Raw genomic sequence first — 16,015 nt, 5'->3', positions numbered from 1 at the left:
ATGCCTCCACCTGAATACCGGAGGCAGCGCCGCGGCAAACGCGGTTCCTGCAGAATGTCACATGTCGGCAACACGCTGTAGCGCCATGTCGACATATCTGTGCAGGATCGGGTCGCCCGTCCCGGCTATGCGTCGATCCTGTTTGCGGATCGCAGCCGGGCGAAGCTCCGCGACAGTAGCCGCGAGACATGCATCTGCGACACCCCTAGTTCCGCACTGATCTGTGACTGCGTCAGATTGCTGTAGTAACGCAGCAGAAGGATCCGCTGCTCGCGCTCGGGCAGCTGGACGAGGAGGTGCCGTACGAGGTCGCGGTGCTCGACGCCGGCCAGCTCCGGGTCCTCGTATCCGAGGCGGTCGAGCAGGCCGGGCAGGCCGTCGCCCTCCTGTGCGGCCTCCAGTGAGGTGGCGTGATACGAGCGGCCCGCCTCCAGGCAGGCCAGCACCTCGTCCTCGCCAATCTTCAGCCGCTCGGCGATCTCGGCGGTGGTGGGGGAGCGGCCGTGCAGCACCGTCAGATCCTCGGTCGCGCCGTTGACCTGGACCCACAGCTCGTGGAGCCGGCGGGGCACATGGACCGTGCGGACATTGTCTCGAAAGTAGCGTTTGATCTCGCCGACGACAGTGGGCATCGCGAAGGTGGGGAACTGGACACCCCGGTCCGGATCGAACCGGTCGATCGCATTGATCAGGCCGATGGTGCCGACCTGGATGACGTCCTCCATCGGCTCATTGCGGCTGCGGAAACGCGCCGCGGCATAGCGGACCAGCGGCAGATTGGCCTCGATCAGTGCGGCGCGGACCCGCGTGTGCTCCGGCGTACCGGGTTCCAGGTCCGTCAGTTCCGCGAACAGCACCTGCGTGAGCGCCCGCGTGTCCGCGCTTCGGCTCTCGCGGGATGGAGCCTTGGGCGCAGTACGGGCCGTCACGGTCACGCCACCCTTCACAGTGCATGTATCCGGCAAAAGCGGTCATAGCATCACAAGACATGTGCACTGTGTGCAAGCACCCCATAACGCCGTGTTGAACAGAGAGTTGAGTGGGTGTGGGGTGCTGTGCGGGCGGTGGGGCGGCGGCGGGCCCCGGGGTACGACAAAGCCCCCCGCCCACGAGGGGCGAGGGGCTCGGCGGGGCGGGCCGGGGGTGCGCCGCGGCTCAGAATGCGTAGTCGGCGATCACCCAGGTGGCGAATTCGCGCCACTGGGCAGCGGCCGCCTGGTGGGCCGGGTGCTCGATATAGCGCTTGAGGGCGTCCTGGTCGGCCACGGCCGAGTTGATCGCGAAGTCGTAGGCGATCGGGCGGTCGGTGATGTTCCAGGCGCACTCCCAGAACGCCAGCTCCGGAATCTCGCCCTCCAGCGCCGCGAACGCGCGGACGCCGGCCTGCACCCGCTCCTCGTCGCGGGAGACACCTTCGTTGAGCTTGAACAGGACCAGGTGGCGGATCACGGGAGCCTCCGTGCGGCGGGCGGGGCGCAGCCGGTCCGGTCGTCGGGCGGCTGGGCCGGGGCTGGGGCACCGGCCGACCGTGGGCCGGCCCGGTCGCCGGGCGGCCCCCAGGGCCTGCCGGCCGGGGCGGGCGGTCCCTAGTTGATCAGCTGGGTCATGAACTCGCCGACGCCCTGAGCGGCGGACGAGATGCCCTCGAAGCCTATCTGCACCATTTCGGCGGCCCGCTGCGGGGAGGTGATGATCGTGTACAGCACGAAGACAATGATCATGTACAACGCGATCTTCTTCGCCTGCGCCATCAGTCCCGTCTCCCCTACGCAGTCCCCTACGGCAGTGCCTGCAGTTCCCATTTGCAGTCGGGCGAGTGTAACCACACGTGTTCGATCTCGGGAGTCGAGGTTGCGGGCCCGGTTGCGGGACGGGTCCACGGCCGCCCGGCGCTGATCCGGACTTTATGGACCAAAGGCCCACCAAAGAGGGTCCTTCGGCTGCCTGTTGAACGGCTCCCGGGAGGCACCCTGAGAGATGGGCCGGTGGATCTGGCAGGAATCCACGGCCCCGGGACCGAAGCCTCACTGCGGGGCCCGCGCCAGGACCGTCCCCGGACGGTGGCGTGGACTTGAGGCGCGGTCCTCCTCGGGGGAAGCGGCCGTCCCTGACGCCGCCTCCCCCGGCCGAGCAGGAGCCCTGCTGCCGAGCCGCCCCTGGGCACCACGGGGGACACCAGGAAACGGTCCGGCAGCGGGGCTCCGTCGTGTGCGGCGACAGGCGCCGGGCGGCGGCACATAATGGCGGGACGTCGTCCCAAGGGGGAACCGAAGGATGCCCATGAACTCCGCCTCACCCGCGCCCGATTCGTCCCACCGAGCCGCCCGGCCGGCCCGGAGCGGCCCCGGCTCGCCCCTGACGCGGCGACGGCCGGCCGTCGTGCTGGCACTGCTGGCCGGTCTGCTGGCCGCGACCGTCGCCCCGGCAGCGGCGGCGGGCCGCAGCACGGGGGACACCGCACGATCGGTGGCCACCGCGAGCGCGCCGGGCCGGGGCGCCGATGCCTCCGTACGGCTCGCCGCCGCTCCCGCGCAGCCCGTCTCGTACCGCCATCACCGTGCGCACCACGCGCCGCACTTCTCGACGGTCGCCAAGTCCAAGGCGTCGAAGTGGAAGAAGAAGGTGAGGAAGAAGGGCAGCTTCTTCAAGAAGCTCGGCATCGTCCTGATCGTGCTGTTCGTCCTCTTCCTGGCGCTGGTGGTCGTGGCGGTCTGGCTGTTCGTGCGTTTCCTCCGCCGCTCGCGCAACAGGCGTAGCGCCCAGTAGACGCCCTGCCGGCCACCCCGGCCCCGCGGCGCGCCCGTCCCGGCGGGCGCGCCGTTTTTTCTGCGCGCGCTCCACGGCTCCCACCAGGCCCGGTGGTTCCGGTGCCACGCGCGGGTCTCCCGCAGTCCGATGGATCCGTGGACCTCGTCGGTCGAGACCTGCACTCGCCGTCGGCCGTCGTGCCCCCGGACACGACGAAGGCCCCGATCCTTGTGTGGATCGGGGCCTTCGCCCTCTGAGCGGTAGCGGTGGGATTTGAACCCACGGAGGAGTTGCCCCCTCACGCGCTTTCGAGGCGCGCTCCTTCGGCCGCTCGGACACGCTACCGAGAGAGAGCTTAGCCCAAGGGTGGCCGTGCGCCGAAATCGGATTCCGGAGGGCGGCCGCCGGGGGCGCCGGCGGCCGGTCAGCGCTCGCGGAAGAAGGCGGTGAGCAGGGCCGCGCAGTCGGCTTCGAGGACGCCGGTGATGACTTCGGGGCGGTGGTTGAGGCGTCGGTCACGGATGACGTCCCAGAGGGAGCCGGCCGCGCCCGCCTTGGCGTCACGGGCGCCGTAGACGACCCGGTCGACCCGGGAGAGCACGATCGCACCGGCGCACATCGTGCACGGTTCGAGGGTGACGACGAGCGTGCAGCCGGTCAGCCGCCATTCTCCGACCGCTTGGGCCGCCGCCCGCAGCGCGAGGACCTCGGCGTGGGCGGTCGGGTCGCCGGTGGCCTCGCGTTCGTTGTGGCCGGTGCCGAGGACCGTGCCGTCCGCGGACAGCACGACGGCGCCCACCGGGACATCGCCGGTCCCGGGGGCGCGGGCGGCCTCGCCCAGCGCCTGCCGCATCGGCGCGATCCACGGATCGCGCAGCGGGTCGGGCGCGGGGGAGGGAAGAGAGGCGGATGGGGGGACGGTCATGTCCCCAGTGTCGGGGACGTGACCGGGGCGGGGCCGGCAGGCCCCGGGGCAGGAGCCCGGCCGGGCCGGCTCAGCGCACGGCTTCGAGGACTTCCGTGCAGCCCAGCGAGTCCGCGATGGTGCTCAGCGCATCACCGTCGAGGGCCAGCAGCTCCTTCTCGCTGACCCCCAGGTCGGCCAGCAGGGCGGCATCGCCGAGCGGGCCGTGTGGCGGGCCGTCCGAGCCGTTCACCGCCTCCAGGGGGTCGTCGTCCTCCACGTTGTTGTCCGATTCGGGTTCGCCGTCCTCCGTGCCGTCCAGGTCGAGGCTGTCGAGGTCGTCGGTCGCGTCGTCATCGTCGCGGCCGAGCAGCTCATCGGTCAGCATCGCGCCGTACGAGCTTCTGGCGGCGATGGCGGCGTTGGAGAGGAAGACCCGTGGGTCGTCCTCGCCGTCCACCCGGATGACGCCGAACCAGGCGTCCTCCTGCTCGATGAAGGCCACCACCGTGTCGTCGTCGACCGCCGCCTCTCGGGCCAGATCGGCCAGATCGTTCAGCGTCTCCACATCGTCGAGCTCCGTATCGCTCGCTTCCCACCCGTCTTCGGTGCGCGCGAGCAGTGCGGCGAAGTACACCGTGACTCTCCCACTGGTCATAGGCGTGCCGGGCCGGGCGGGGCGGCGCTGCACGCCGTTGGTCCCGCCCCTTCGGAATCGTGGCAGAAACAACGCGTTCGCGCGGGGTCTTCGGCGCTGCGTCGTGCGGAGGTTGTGAGAGATGTCGCTCACGTGCCGCAGCGCGAGCGGGGGCGCGAAGGTGTTCCGCTACCGGCGCAAAGGGCTCCGCTACCAGCGGAATGTGCGCATCCGCATGGCCTGGCGCATCCGCTCGGCCCGTGCGCGGCGCGGCTGGACGCGGTCCCGCAGCTCCTTGGCCTCGTGCAGTTCCCGCAGAAATTGTGCGCGGCGCCGTCGGCGCGCCGCTTCGTTCCCGGCGTCCGGGGACGGGCCCTGGTTGCCGGAGACGGCGTCGTTCGTGTCATCGGTCCGCTTACGGTCGGGCACACGCACACCACCTCGGGCGAGCTCTTCGCCTGATGACGGAACGGCCAATCGGGCGTACGTGCCCACTTTCCCTCCTTTCGGTGGTTTGATGCCGGCCACCTCGCGCTGCCGCGTCCGTCTGCCGGGCGGTGCACGGCGGGCGCCGGGGCCTTCCGGCTCGGTTACTGTCGATGTCATGCGGATCCACGTCGTCGACCACCCGCTGGTGGCGCACAAACTCACCACTCTGCGCGACAAGCGCACCGACTCCCCCACCTTCCGGCGGCTCGCCGACGAGCTGGTCACCCTGCTCGCCTACGAGGCCACCCGCGATGTGCGCACCGAGCAGGTCGACATCGAGACCCCGGTGACGGCGACCACCGGTGTGCGGCTGTCGCACCCGCGCCCCCTGGTCGTCCCGATCCTGCGGGCCGGTCTGGGCATGCTCGACGGCATGGTCCGGCTGCTGCCCACCGCCGAGGTCGGCTTCATGGGGATGGTCCGCAACGAGGAGACGTACGAGGCGCACACGTACGCCACGCGGATGCCCGACGACCTCTCGGGCCGTCAGGTGTATGTCGTCGACCCGATGCTCGCCACCGGCGGCACGCTGGTCGCGGCGATCCGTGAGCTGATCAAGCGCGGTGCGGACGATGTCACCGCGATCTGTCTGCTGGCCGCGCCGGAAGGCGTCGAGGTCATGGAGAAGGAGCTGGCCGGGACCCCGGTGACGGTGGTCACCGCGGCGGTCGACGAGCGGCTCAACGAGGCCCGCTACATCGTGCCGGGCCTCGGCGACGCGGGCGACCGGATGTACGGCACCGCCGGCTGAGCGGTCCCCGCCCTTTCCACCTGATCATTGTTCGGGCCCTGCACCACGGGTTGGTGCGGGGCCCGTTTGTGTGCGGTCAGCACTTGGCGTCATCGACGGGGGCCGGCGACGGATGGGTCAGCAGGGACAGGGACTTGGTGGCGGCCTGCTGGGTGGCCAGCGCCTTGAAGCCGTCGCCGATGATCAGGTCGAGCTCGGCGCCCTTGCGGGTGTCGGTCTTCTGCTGGGCGCCGGTGAGCTGGGTGGCGAGCACCTTCAGCGGGCCGTCGACCGCCGCCTTGGGGCCGAGCAGTATCCCGGCGCCCTTGATCTTCTTGTCGTAGGCGGCGGGGGCGTTGCCCACCTTGCCGATCTTGAAGCCGCGCTTCTGCAGTTCGTCGGCGGTGCGCTTGGCGAGCCCGGAGCGCGGGGTGGCGTTGAAGACATTGACGGTCAGCGTGCCGGGCGCGGGCAGCTTGCGGGCCGCGGTCTTCGCCTGGGCGGCGTCCGCCTCGGCGCCGTCCGGGCACTTCTGTTTGTCCTGGGTGGCGTGCGCGGTGTTGCTCCGGCCGCCGAAGACGTCGATGAGCTGCAGGGTCCCCCAGCCGGCCAGACCGAGGGCGCAGGCGGCGGCGACGAGGGAAAGAACGATCCGGCGACGGTGGCGGGGACGGCGCATCCGCGGATACCTGTCGCCCGTGATGCGGTACTTCTTACCGCCCATGCCTGGGGGCGTCAGCATGCTCATGGGCGCAGCGTAGTGCGGGCGGAGGTCCGTGCCTACTAGATGATCAACGCGTGGCGCGAGACCCAACCCAAAAGGGTCAATTCGGGCAGGGTGGGTTGGGCGGTGCCGGGCGGTAAAAGGTGATTTCCGGCCTGTTGGGCAGACAGGCCCGGGGCGTCAGTCCAGTTCGAGCACGCGGGCGTGCAGAACCTGGCGCTGCTGAAGGGCCGCGCGTACCGCGCGGTGCAGCCCGTCCTCCAGATAGAGGTCGCCCTCCCACTTCACGACATGCGCGAAGAGGTCGCCGTAGAACGTCGAGTCCTCGGCGAGCAGCGTCTCCAGGTCGAGCTGCTGCTTGGTCGTCACCAACTGGTCGAGGCGTACCGGGCGCGGGGCGACGTCCGCCCACTGGCGGGTGCTCTCCCGGCCGTGGTCCGGGTACGGCCGGCCGTTTCCGATGCGCTTGAAGATCACACGGAAAGCCTACCGGGCGAGCGGCACCGGGCGCAGCCATGCCGCAGCAGTGCAAAAGGATCATTGGCGGCAAATTTGGATCATTGGGGAGTGGAGGCCCGGCGGATATGGCCGGATGCGACCCGAACGGCCTAGGGAATGGCCTGTCGCGGCGGGCGCCGGCCCGCTCTTCGGGTCCGGGCGTCACCACTTCGAGGTGGCCGCCAGGCTCGGCTGCCAGTAGGTGACGGTGGCCGTGCGCGGGTCGATCCGGACCGGGGCGCGGCCGTCCAGACCGACCTGGGTGGGGGTGGCACGGGGCGTCAGGGCGACGCCGAACTGGGAGATCTTCCGGCCCCGGTGGTGCGTGCCGTCCGGCCCGTCGGCGGCGGAGGTGGTGATCAGGGCGTAGGCGGTCCTGTTGGGCGGCAGGGAGACCACGGCCGGCGGTTCGCTGGCCTCGATCGCCGGGAGGGGGGCCTGCCGGTCGTCGCCGAACCGCAGCAAGGGGTAGGGCTGGGCGGCGAAGGTGCAGGGCCGGTCGGAGAAGTTGGTGACCGTCAGCAGCATGCGGTGGGCCCGCCGCGGCATCGCGCCGGCATGGAACCTGAGCATCTCGGGGGCGCAGGCGATCTGGCCGTCCGGGCCGGGGGGCGGGTCGCCGCCGTCGTCCGCGGAGGGCGGGGTGGGGGCCGGCGAGACGGCCGTGGCGGCGTCTTCGGCTTTGTTGCCGACGCCGTCGTGGCAGCCGGAGGTCAGGGCCAGCGTGGCGGTGGCGAGGAGAGCTGCGACGGCGGCCCGGCGGGTGGTGGCGGTGACAGTGATGGGCATGGTGCTCCCCGGACGGTGGCGTGTAAACGACCTTGGGTGCGGGTGCTGGCGATCGGCTAACGCCTGGCTAACGCGCCCTGTCCCGCGGCCCGCCGCTCCCGGAACTGGACGAAAGTCGGGGGTCGTTCCTGCCGAACGGCAGCGGCGACAGGGGAGCCGCCGCTCCTAGCGTCCCGGTAGGCATCGAGCGATGCGTACGGGGAGGACGAGAGGAGAGCGGCGTGCTCGGGACACGGGAGCGCAGGAGAGAGGGAGAGGGGAAGGGGGAGGCCAGGGGAAGGGGGCCGGAACGGGGGGAGCGGACGGCGCGGGCCCGTCCGGCCGGGCGGTGGCTGTGGGGCGCGGGCACCGTGCTGCTGGTGCTCGCCGTGCACGGCAACTGGCATCTGGCGTCGGCCGCCTGGCTGTTTCCGGTCTTTCTGCTGCGCTACTCCCGGCTGCGGCCGGCCCGTCGCGGGCTGCTGCGCGTCGGCTGTGCGCTGGGCCTCGCCCAGTTGGTGTGGCTGACCTCGACGGGGATGGTGTTCGTGCCGTCCGTCCTGGCGGTGTTCGCGGTGCTCGCCGTGGTGCAGACGCTGCCCTTCGCCGCCGACCGGCTGGTCGCGGCGCGCTCCGGCTCGGTGTGGTCGACGCTGGTCTATCCGGTGGTGCTGGTCTGCGGTGAGTACCTCTTCACGCAGCTGGCCGACTTCGGCGACTACGGGGTGCTCGGCTTCACCCAGCACGGCTTTCTGCCGCTGGTCCAACTCGCCTCCGTCACCGGCGTGTACGGAGTCAGCTTCGTGGTGGCGTGGACGGCCTCGGTCGCGCACTGGGCATGGGGGCGCGGTTTCCGGTGGCGGGAGATCCGGCGCGGCGCACTGGTGTGGGCCGGGGTGCTGGCGCTGGTACTGGGCGCCGGTGGCGTACGGCTGGTGTGCTGCGCGCCGACGACGGACACCGTACGGGTCGCGGGTATCAGCGCCGGCCGCGCCGCGGAACGGGCCACCGAACGAGCGCTGCGCACGGCCGGGCAGGAGCTGTGGCGGCCGCGGAACCTGGTGCGGGCCGATCCGCGCCGGGTCCGCCCGGCGCTGGCGCCGGTGGCCGACGATCTGGTGGCGGCCACCGACCGGGAGGCGCGGGCCGGCGCGCGGATCGTGGTGTGGCCGGAGACTCAGGCGGGGGTGTTGGCGGACGGCCAACAGCGGCTGCTCGGCCGGGTCTCCGAGATCGCCCGCAAGCGTCAGGTCTACGTCAACACCGCCTTCGCCCTCTACACGCCGCGGCCGCCCTACGTGCGCAATGTCGCCGCCCTGGTGACACCGGAGGGGAAGGTCGCCTGGACCTACGACAAGACGCACCCCACCCCGATGGAGCCGATGACGCCCGGCAAGGGGGCGGTACCCGTCACCGGCTCGCCGTACGGGCGGCTGGCCACGGTGATCTGTTACGACGCCGACTTCCCCGGGCTGATGCGGCAGGCGGCGGACCGGGACACCGCCCTGATCATGGTGCCCGCCAACGACTGGGCGGGGTTCGAGTCGCTGCACGCACAGCGGGCCGTCTTCCGGTCCGTCGAGTACGGCTACGCCATGGTCCGGCAGTCCGTGCACGGCGTCGCCACCGCGGTGGACCACCAGGGCCGCATCCGGGGCATGGCCGACTACTTCACCGCGGACCGGCAGACGCTGGTCTCCGAGATGCCGGTGCGGCCGCGGACGGACACCCTCTACAGCCGGACCGGCGATCTGTTCGCGCTGCTGTGCGCGGGCGGGACGCTGCTGGTGGTGGCGCTCGGGGTGCGGGGGCGGCGGGCCCGTGCCGGTGTCCCCGGGGCCGGTGACGACCGTCCGTAACATCCTCAACTCGGCGATGTTGTAGGCGAGTTGCTCTTGTCGCCGCCTTGGGGTGCGGGGGTGGTGGCGGACGGGGCCGCGGAGGACGGCGGGGCGGTGCCGGAGGGACTGCCGTCCGGCCGGCCCGACGGCCGGGCCGTGGAGGGCTCCGTGGGGAGGCTCCGCGGCGGGCGTGCCGAGCCGGTGGCGGGGGGCGGCGAACCGGAGGGCGTGGCGCTGCGCCCGCCGCCCGCCGACGGCGCGCTCCGCGACGGCGTGGGGGCCGGTCCCGTGGGCGTCGAGTCCGGTGTCGGGGTGACGGAGTGCGGCGGGCGCGCGGGCAACGGCCGGTCCGGCGGGCCGTCGGGGGCGGTCGCCAGATAGCCGAGCGCGACGGCGGCGGCCGCGGCGGCCGCGGCCAGCGGCAGCCCGAAGCGGCGCAGCCAGGGGCGCCGCGGAGCGAGCAGCAGACGGCCGCGGCGCAGTGCGGGCCCCGGGGGCGCGGCGGGCCGCAGATCCCGGATGCCGATGCTCTCGGCGCGCGCGGTGAAGGCCCGTCGCAGCCGGTCCTCCACGGGGCGTTCGGCCACGCTGCAGGCATCGGGGCCGGACCCGATGCCGTCCCCACCGCCTCCCGGGCCGTCTCCGGTGCGGCCGATACCCGTGCCGAGGCCGTTCATGACCGCGCCTCCAAGATCTTCTCCAGCGAGTCCAGGGCGCGGCTGGCGAGGGACTTCACCGCGCCACGGCTGATGCCCAGTGTCGTAGCGATCTGCGCCTCCGTCAGATCGCCCCAGTAGCGCAGCACGAGCACCTCCCGGCGGCGGGCGGTCAGTCCGCTCAGCGCGGCGAACACCTCCCGGTGCTCCTCGTCCAGCACGATCCGCTCCTCGGCGGACGGCGCGTCCGCCTCGTACGGCGGGGTGTACGCACGCGCGGTCCGCCGGCGCCGCAGCACCGAGCGTGCGGCGTTGACCACCGCGGTGCGCAGATAGGCGAGCGCGTTGTCGACCTCGTCGAGCTGTTCGCCGTGCCGTTTGTAGAGCGCGGCGAAGGCGTCCTGGACGACGTCCTCCGCGGTGGCGCGGTCGTCGACGAGCAGGACGGCCAGCCGCACCATGGTCAGCCGGTGCGCGTGGTACAGCTCGCTGATCGTGGGCGGGGGATCGGGCGGCGCGGCGCCCTCGCCGTCCGGCAACCGGGGCCCAGAGCCCGCCGGTTGACCGTAGGCGGCGGGTCGGGGCGGGTGGCCGGTGCGCGGCGTCTCACGGTGGGCGGCGGCCGGGCGGACGGTGCGCAGCAGCCACCGCCACAGGGCAGGCCGGAGCCCCGGCAGGGCGAACCGTACCGGGGCGTGGTGCGGGGCGGCGGAGTACTCCATCGCTTCCTCGGGCGAGCGGTGGGGGAGCGGCTCAGCCGCGGCGGCGGCGGACCGCGTAGACGGTGCCGCCACCCGCGGCGATCAGGGCAGCGGCGACGCCGCCGAGCGCCATGGTGGTCGCGGAGGAGGCCCCGGTGCGGGCGAGTTCCTTGTCGCCGCCCTGTCCGCTGGCGGGGGTGGGGCCGGTCTTGCCGGGGGAGGACGGCTTGGTGCTGGGGCGCGGCGAGGCCTCGCTCGGCTGCGGTCCCGGGTGGGTCGGGCTGGCGGAGGGCAGCGGGCCGCCGGGGGAGCTGGGCGGTGCGGTGGGCTCCGGGGAGGCGCTGCTGGGCGGTGTGGGCTGCGCGCTGCCGTCGGTCGGTGCGGGTGACGGGGCCGACGACCGGGCGGAGGTCGGGTGCTGCGACACGCTCGCGTGGTCGTCGGCGTGCGCGGTGCCGGCCGACAGCGCGGCCAGGGCGAGCGCCGCGGCCACCCCGGCGCCGGCCGCACCGCGCAGACGGGGGCGGGCGGTGTACGGCCGGGCGGCGGCGGGAGTGCGGAAGGTACGGGTGGACTTCACGGTCGGCTGCTCCACGTTCTTCGACGGGGCGGCGCCGGATGGCGCCCTCACCCCTGACGACGTGCGGCGCGGGCGGGGGTTGCCGGGCGGATCGGAATTTCTTCCGCCGGTCCGCGCTCGCCCGCCGAACGGGCCTCAGCCCACGCTCTGCAGCAGCTTCTCCACGGCCTTGACCCGGTCGCCCAGCTCGGCCAACTGGGCGCTCATCGTCTCCTGCTGGGCGGCGACCCGCTCCGCGAGCCGGCGGTACTCGGCGAGCGCCGCGGCATCCGCGCGATGCCGCTGCAGCTTGAAGTACGACGCCACGATCGTGGTGACCGAGGCAAAGATGATCACCAGGACGGCTATCGGGATGATGATGCTGCCGTTCATGTACGCGTCCCCCTAGGGTCGTTCGGTCCCTTCGCGGACGGCGGCTCCACCGCGCCGCCCACGTCCCCGGTCTCTTCGGACGGCGCCGCCCCGGACCGGTCCTCCTGGAGGGCGGCGAGGACGGTGGCCACGTTCAGCTTCAGCTCGAACGGCGCCAGTTCGAAGTACTTCAGCGCCTTGCCGTCCTCGGACAGCTCCAGCCGGCCCACCACCAGACCGGCCTTCTCCAGCCGGTCCAGGTGCATGTAGAGCAGCGGCCGGGACATCCCCAGCCGGCGGGCCAGCTCGCTGACGTACAGCCGGCCGTCGGCCAGTTCGCCGATCACCCGCAGCCGCTGCGCATGGCCCACGGCGGACAACAGGGCCAGCAGCTCCTCGCTGTTCATGGCCCACCTTCTTGCCGTTCCGGTCGTCTGTCAGCGGAGGTTTTCGCATGGCACGACGGACTGTCAAAACAGCCCGGCGCCCTCCGGCCACCACAATCTTACGGTTGACGCCTTGCTCAGACACCTGTAATTCTCGACTTACATGCGTACCAGTGGGGGGCGCGACGTGCAGTCGAAGGAGCCGGTCAAGTGAACGTGGCGGTACGGATGCGGCCGGCGGAGTCCCGGCCGAAGGAAAAACGGCCGGTCACGGTGCGGTTGGCGGTCTGGAGCGCCCGTCATCCCTGGCGCGCGCTGGCCGGATGGCTGGCGTTCGTGGTGCTGTGCCTGGGGGTGGGGCTCGCGATGGGCACCCACAAGGCCACCGGGGAGGACTACCGCGTCGGCGAGGCCGGCCGGGCCGAAACCCTGGCCGCCGAGGCCCGGCTGGACCGTGAGCCGGTCGAACAGGTGCTGATCGCCGCCCGGTCCGGCCCGCTGACGCGGGCCGCCGCCGAACCGGCCGTCCGGGACGTGACCGCCCGGATGCGGAAGCTGCCCGAGGTGGCGCGGGTGGCGCCCCCGGTCCGTTCGGCCGACGGGAGTTCGCTGCGGGTCGCGGTGATCATGAAGGGCGCGGAGGCGGACGCCGACGACCATGTGGCGCCGCTCGCCGCCCAGACCGCGGCCGTCCAGCGCAGCCACCCGGAGCTGCGGGTGGCGGAGACCGGCAGCCCGTCGGTGAGCGTCGGCGTCGACACCCAGCGCGGCGATGACCTGGCGCTCTCCGAAGCGATCACGCTGCCCGTCACCCTGCTGACGCTGCTGGCCGTCTTCGGGTCCGCGCTGATGGTGGCGGTGCCGCTGCTGCTCGCACTGAGCTCGATCGCGGCCGCCATCGGCCTGTCGATGGTGGTCTCCCACCTCCAGCCGGACGCCGGGGTGGGCACCAACATCATCCTGCTGATCGGCATGGCCGTCGGCGTCGACTACACGCTCTTCTACCTCAAGCGCGAACGGGAGGAACGGGCCCGCGCGGGCGGCCGGCTCGGCCCCGAGGCGCTGGTGGAGCTGGCCGCGGCCACCTCCGGACGGGCGATCGTGGTCTCCGGCCTCGCGGTGATCGTCTCCACCGCCACCCTGTACCTGGCCACCGACGTGGTCTTCTCCTCGCTCGCGACCAGCACCGTCATCGTCGTCCTGGCCGCGGTCCTCAGCTCGCTGACGGCGCTGCCCGCACTGCTGGTCAAGATCGCCCAACGTGCCGACCGCCGCGCGGCCCGCCGTGCCCAGCGGACCGGCCGCCGCCCGGAGCCGCGGGAGAGGCCGGACGGCCCGGGCCGTCTCTGGCGCGCCCTGCTGCGCCCGGCGAGCGAGCACCCGGCCGGCACCCTGTGTGTGTCCGTCCTGCTGATGCTGGCGCTCGCCGCACCCGCGCTGGGCATGCAGCTGCGCGTCCTCAACAAGGACAGCCACTCGCGCGAGATCCCCGCCCTGCAGACCTACGACCGGCTCACCACGGCCTTCCCCGAGCTGCGCGTCCAGCACCAGATCGTGGTCCGGGCGCCCGCCGCGGAGGCTGCCGAAGTGGCGTCAGCGCTACGGAAGTTGAGCGAGCGGGCGCAGTCCGATCCGCTCTACGCCAAGGGCGTCACCCCGCTGGTGAAGACCTCGCGGGACCGCCGTACCACCACCATGGAGCTGTCGACGCCGCACAAGGTCAGCTCCCCCGAGGCGGTCGCCTCCCTCGACCGCCTCCGTACGGACCATCTGCCGGACACCGTGGGCGCGGTGCCCGGGGCGGAGTTCGCGGTCAGCGGCGATGTCGCCCACGACACCGACTACCTCGCCCACCAGGACGCGAAGCTGCCGCTGGTCGTCGGCGCGCTGCTGCTGCTGACCTTCCTCATGACGACGCTGGTCTTCCGCTCCGTCGTCATCGGCCTGATCGGTGTCGCGCTCAATCTGCTCTCCGCGGCCGCGGCGTTCGGGCTGGTCGTGATCTTCTTCCAGCACGGCCTGGCGAGCACGCTGTTCGGGTTCGACACCGCGGCGACCAGCGCCATCGGCTCGCGCGTACCGCTGTTCCTGTTCGTGATCCTCTTCGGCCTGTCGATGGACTACCAGATCTTCGTCGTCAGCCGGATACGGGAGGCGGCGCTGCGCGGGGTACCGACCCGGGAGGCGGTGCTCGACGGGGTCGGTGCCTCCGCCAAGGTCGTCACCAGCGCGGCGGTGGTCATGGTGACGGTCTTCGCCAGCTTCATGTTCCTGCACCTCGCGGAGATGAAGCAGATCGGGTTCAGCCTCGCGGTGGCGGTCCTGCTGGACGCCTTCGTCATCCGTGTCGTGATCCTGCCGTCGGCGCTGACCCTCCTGGGGCGGGCGAGCTGGTGGCCGTCCCGGACGATGCGGCGGGCACAGAGCGCCGTGCCCGTGCCATAACCCTGCCCGTGCCGTAACCGCGCGCCCGTCCCGCGCCCGCGTCACCCGGCGAGCGGCACCGCCGGGTGGTCCGCGGGCCGGTCCGTGGGCCGGTCCGCGGCGCTCTCGTGGAGGCACAGGTCCTCGGTGCCGTGGACGCCCCAGGCCGGGAACGGGTCGTCGGCCGCCGTGGGCGCGGGCTCGTCGTGGGAGAGGAGGCAGGAGTTCAGGGCGGTGTGCAGCGGCCCGGCGCGCAGACCGGTCCCGATGAAGACCAGCTCCTGGCCGGCCGGGCCCGGCTCCGCACCGCCTGCCGTGACGGACTCCGTACGCCCGTCGTCCACGCCCGACGGCTCGAAGCGGGCGACCGAACCGGCCTGGGACCACAGCCCGGTGACGCCGGGGCGGGTGGCGAGCCGGAAGAAGCCCTTGGAGCGGAGGATGCCGCCGAAGGCGCCGCTGTCGAGCTGTTCGGTGACGAAGTGCCAGAGGCGGGCCGGGTGGAAGGGCCGGCCGGCGCGGAAGACGGTGCTGGAGATGCCGTACTCCTCGGTCTCCGGGACATGGTCGCCGTTGAGTTCGCGGACCCAGCCCGGCGCCAGCTGGGCGCGCTCCAGGTCGAAGAGGCCGGTGCCCAGCACCTCGGCGGGCGCCACCGTGCCGTGCCGCGCCGGAACGATCCGGGCGGCCGGATTGAGCCGGGCCAGCGTCGCCTGCAGGCGTTCCGCGGCCTCGGCGTCGACCAGATCGGTCTTGTTGAGCACGATGACGTCGGCGAACTCGATCTGGTCGATGAGCAGATCGCTGACCGTGCGCTCGTCGTCCTCGTACTGGCCGAGACCGCGCTCGGCGAGGCCGTCGCCGCCTTCGAGTTCGGGGAGGAAGCCGGCCGCGTCGACGACGGTGACCATGGTGTCCAGTCGCGCGAGATCGCCGAGCGTGGCGCCGTCGTCGCGGGGAAAGGCGAAGGTCGCGGCGACCGGCATCGGCTCGGAGATACCGCTGGACTCGATCAGCAGATAGTCGAAGCGCCCCTCCCGGGCCAGCCGGTCGACCTCCTCCAGCAGATCGTCGCGCAGGGTGCAGCAGATGCACCCGTTGGTCATCTCGACGAGCCGCTCCTCGGTGCGGGACAGCGCCGCTTCGCCCCCGCGCACCAGGGCGGCGTCGATGTTGATCTCGCTCATGTCATTGACGATGACGGCGACGCGCAAGCCCTCCCGGTTGCCCAGGATGTGGTGGAGCAGAGTGGTCTTGCCGGCGCCGAGGAAGCCGGAGAGGACGGTGACCGGCAGCCGGGGGTGCGCCATGGCCGGTCAGCCCTTCGGGTCGATCAGGCCGAGCCGGTAGGCCTTCGCCAGACGGCGCGGCACCTGGTACACGGAGCCGTCGATGGTGACCGGCACCAGCTGGGGAGGGGTGGCCTTCCACTGGGCCCGGCGGTGGCGGGTGTTGCTGCGGGAGAGCTTGCGCTTGGGTACGGCCATGGGGCGGGCCTCCTACGGGACGGGCGGGTGCCGGCACGGTGCACCGGCGGACGTCGTCGGGAGGCTATATGGAAATGGGTTCCATTTTCAA

Annotated in this window: 20 protein-coding genes and 1 tRNA gene; 4 read left to right on the top strand and 17 right to left on the bottom strand. The window is 72.4% G+C overall.

Going from position 1 to position 16,015, the window contains the following annotated elements; translation table 11 throughout:
- Positions 1-125 precede the first annotated feature (125 nt).
- From STRNI_RS20445 to STRNI_RS20435, 3 genes are all read right to left on the bottom strand, one after another.
- Positions 126-935 carry an RNA polymerase sigma factor SigF gene (locus STRNI_RS20445; protein ID WP_026169670.1) on the bottom strand — a complete coding sequence of 270 codons (810 nt, stop codon included), beginning with the start codon at positions 933-935 and terminating at the stop codon, positions 126-128.
- Positions 936-1,155: 220 nt separating this feature from the next.
- Positions 1,156-1,449, bottom strand: a complete 294-nt coding sequence (locus STRNI_RS20440; protein ID WP_018089849.1) for a Dabb family protein — start codon at positions 1,447-1,449, stop codon at positions 1,156-1,158.
- A gap of 137 nt (positions 1,450-1,586) precedes the next feature.
- Positions 1,587-1,802 carry a hypothetical protein gene (locus tag STRNI_RS20435; RefSeq protein WP_141725595.1) on the bottom strand — a complete coding sequence of 72 codons (216 nt, stop codon included), beginning with the start codon at positions 1,800-1,802 and terminating at the stop codon, positions 1,587-1,589.
- Between the two features lie 478 nt (positions 1,803-2,280).
- Here STRNI_RS20435 and STRNI_RS20430 point away from each other — a divergent pair, with 478 nt between their 5' ends.
- Complete coding sequence (locus tag STRNI_RS20430) at positions 2,281-2,766, top strand: hypothetical protein (RefSeq protein WP_159487216.1); 486 nt, start codon at positions 2,281-2,283, stop codon at positions 2,764-2,766.
- Between the two features lie 240 nt (positions 2,767-3,006).
- Here the strand turns inward: STRNI_RS20430 and STRNI_RS20425 are convergent.
- The 4 genes from STRNI_RS20425 to STRNI_RS20410 form a co-directional block, all read right to left on the bottom strand.
- Positions 3,007-3,093, bottom strand: a tRNA-Ser gene (locus STRNI_RS20425).
- Positions 3,094-3,172: 79 nt separating this feature from the next.
- A complete protein-coding gene (gene tadA / locus STRNI_RS20420) occupies positions 3,173-3,673 on the bottom strand; it encodes a tRNA adenosine(34) deaminase TadA (RefSeq protein ID WP_148592440.1) in 501 nt (166 codons plus the stop codon).
- Between the two features lie 70 nt (positions 3,674-3,743).
- Positions 3,744-4,289, bottom strand: a complete 546-nt coding sequence (locus STRNI_RS20415) for a tRNA adenosine deaminase-associated protein (RefSeq protein ID WP_093641754.1) — start codon at positions 4,287-4,289, stop codon at positions 3,744-3,746.
- Positions 4,290-4,499: 210 nt separating this feature from the next.
- Entirely contained in the window at positions 4,500-4,718 is a 219-nt protein-coding gene (locus STRNI_RS20410) for a hypothetical protein (RefSeq protein WP_018089854.1), read from the bottom strand.
- Between the two features lie 175 nt (positions 4,719-4,893).
- Between STRNI_RS20410 and upp the strand changes: the two genes are divergently transcribed.
- Positions 4,894-5,529 (top strand): uracil phosphoribosyltransferase, encoded by a 636-nt coding sequence (upp, locus tag STRNI_RS20405; RefSeq protein WP_018089855.1) that lies wholly within the window; start codon positions 4,894-4,896, stop codon positions 5,527-5,529.
- A 76-nt stretch (positions 5,530-5,605) separates the two neighbouring features.
- Here the strand turns inward: upp and STRNI_RS20400 are convergent, their stop codons facing one another.
- The 3 genes from STRNI_RS20400 to STRNI_RS20390 form a co-directional block, all read right to left on the bottom strand.
- Positions 5,606-6,256 carry a LytR C-terminal domain-containing protein gene (locus tag STRNI_RS20400; RefSeq protein WP_266440947.1) on the bottom strand — a complete coding sequence of 217 codons (651 nt, stop codon included), beginning with the start codon at positions 6,254-6,256 and terminating at the stop codon, positions 5,606-5,608.
- Between the two features lie 156 nt (positions 6,257-6,412).
- Positions 6,413-6,709 (bottom strand): type II toxin-antitoxin system VapB family antitoxin, encoded by a 297-nt coding sequence (locus STRNI_RS20395; RefSeq protein WP_006604254.1) that lies wholly within the window; start codon positions 6,707-6,709, stop codon positions 6,413-6,415.
- A gap of 183 nt (positions 6,710-6,892) precedes the next feature.
- On the bottom strand, positions 6,893-7,519 hold the full coding sequence (locus STRNI_RS20390) for a DUF4232 domain-containing protein (protein ID WP_277411756.1): 627 nt from the start codon (positions 7,517-7,519) through the stop codon (positions 6,893-6,895).
- A gap of 221 nt (positions 7,520-7,740) precedes the next feature.
- On the opposite strand from STRNI_RS20390, the gene STRNI_RS20385 reads away from it, so the two are divergent.
- Positions 7,741-9,357 carry an apolipoprotein N-acyltransferase gene (locus STRNI_RS20385; protein ID WP_277411755.1) on the top strand — a complete coding sequence of 539 codons (1,617 nt, stop codon included), beginning with the start codon at positions 7,741-7,743 and terminating at the stop codon, positions 9,355-9,357.
- Positions 9,358-9,362: 5 nt separating this feature from the next.
- On the opposite strand, the gene STRNI_RS20380 is transcribed toward STRNI_RS20385, so the two are convergent.
- The 5 genes from STRNI_RS20380 to STRNI_RS20360 all read right to left on the bottom strand — a co-directional run bounded on the left by STRNI_RS20380 (position 9,363) and on the right by STRNI_RS20360 (position 12,034).
- Complete coding sequence (locus tag STRNI_RS20380; RefSeq protein WP_277411754.1) at positions 9,363-10,016, bottom strand: hypothetical protein; 654 nt, start codon at positions 10,014-10,016, stop codon at positions 9,363-9,365.
- The gene (locus tag STRNI_RS20375; RefSeq protein WP_266440935.1) at positions 10,013-10,717 is read right to left on the bottom strand and encodes an RNA polymerase sigma factor; all 705 of its coding nucleotides are present in this window, start codon (positions 10,715-10,717) and stop codon (positions 10,013-10,015) included. The genes STRNI_RS20380 and STRNI_RS20375 overlap by 4 nt, the downstream gene beginning before the upstream one ends.
- A 31-nt stretch (positions 10,718-10,748) precedes the next feature.
- Positions 10,749-11,276 carry an LAETG motif-containing sortase-dependent surface protein gene (locus tag STRNI_RS20370; protein WP_277411753.1) on the bottom strand — a complete coding sequence of 176 codons (528 nt, stop codon included), beginning with the start codon at positions 11,274-11,276 and terminating at the stop codon, positions 10,749-10,751.
- Positions 11,277-11,411: 135 nt separating this feature from the next.
- Positions 11,412-11,648, bottom strand: coding sequence for a hypothetical protein (locus tag STRNI_RS20365; RefSeq protein WP_018089860.1), 237 nt, complete (start codon positions 11,646-11,648; stop codon positions 11,412-11,414).
- A complete protein-coding gene (locus tag STRNI_RS20360; RefSeq protein ID WP_159487204.1) occupies positions 11,645-12,034 on the bottom strand; it encodes an ArsR/SmtB family transcription factor in 390 nt (129 codons plus the stop codon). Before STRNI_RS20360 ends, STRNI_RS20365 begins: the two co-directional genes overlap by 4 nt.
- Before the next feature lie 207 nt (positions 12,035-12,241).
- Between STRNI_RS20360 and STRNI_RS20355 the strand changes: the two genes are divergently transcribed.
- The gene (locus STRNI_RS20355) at positions 12,242-14,458 is read left to right on the top strand and encodes an MMPL family transporter (protein ID WP_277413294.1); all 2,217 of its coding nucleotides are present in this window, start codon (positions 12,242-12,244) and stop codon (positions 14,456-14,458) included.
- Positions 14,459-14,499: 41 nt separating this feature from the next.
- On the opposite strand, the gene STRNI_RS20350 is transcribed toward STRNI_RS20355, so the two are convergent.
- Together STRNI_RS20350 and rpmF are read right to left on the bottom strand one after the other, a co-directional pair.
- On the bottom strand, positions 14,500-15,747 hold the full coding sequence (locus STRNI_RS20350) for a GTP-binding protein (protein ID WP_277411752.1): 1,248 nt from the start codon (positions 15,745-15,747) through the stop codon (positions 14,500-14,502).
- Positions 15,748-15,753: 6 nt separating this feature from the next.
- Positions 15,754-15,924, bottom strand: a complete 171-nt coding sequence (gene rpmF, locus STRNI_RS20345; RefSeq protein WP_159487200.1) for a 50S ribosomal protein L32 — start codon at positions 15,922-15,924, stop codon at positions 15,754-15,756.
- Positions 15,925-16,015: the final 91 nt, after the last annotated feature.

This window comes from Streptomyces nigrescens (assembly GCF_027626975.1).
Lineage (GTDB): Bacteria > Actinomycetota > Actinomycetes > Streptomycetales > Streptomycetaceae > Streptomyces > Streptomyces nigrescens.
Note: the sequence above shows the minus strand (reverse complement) of the source record. Positions and strands in the feature narration are given on the sequence as shown.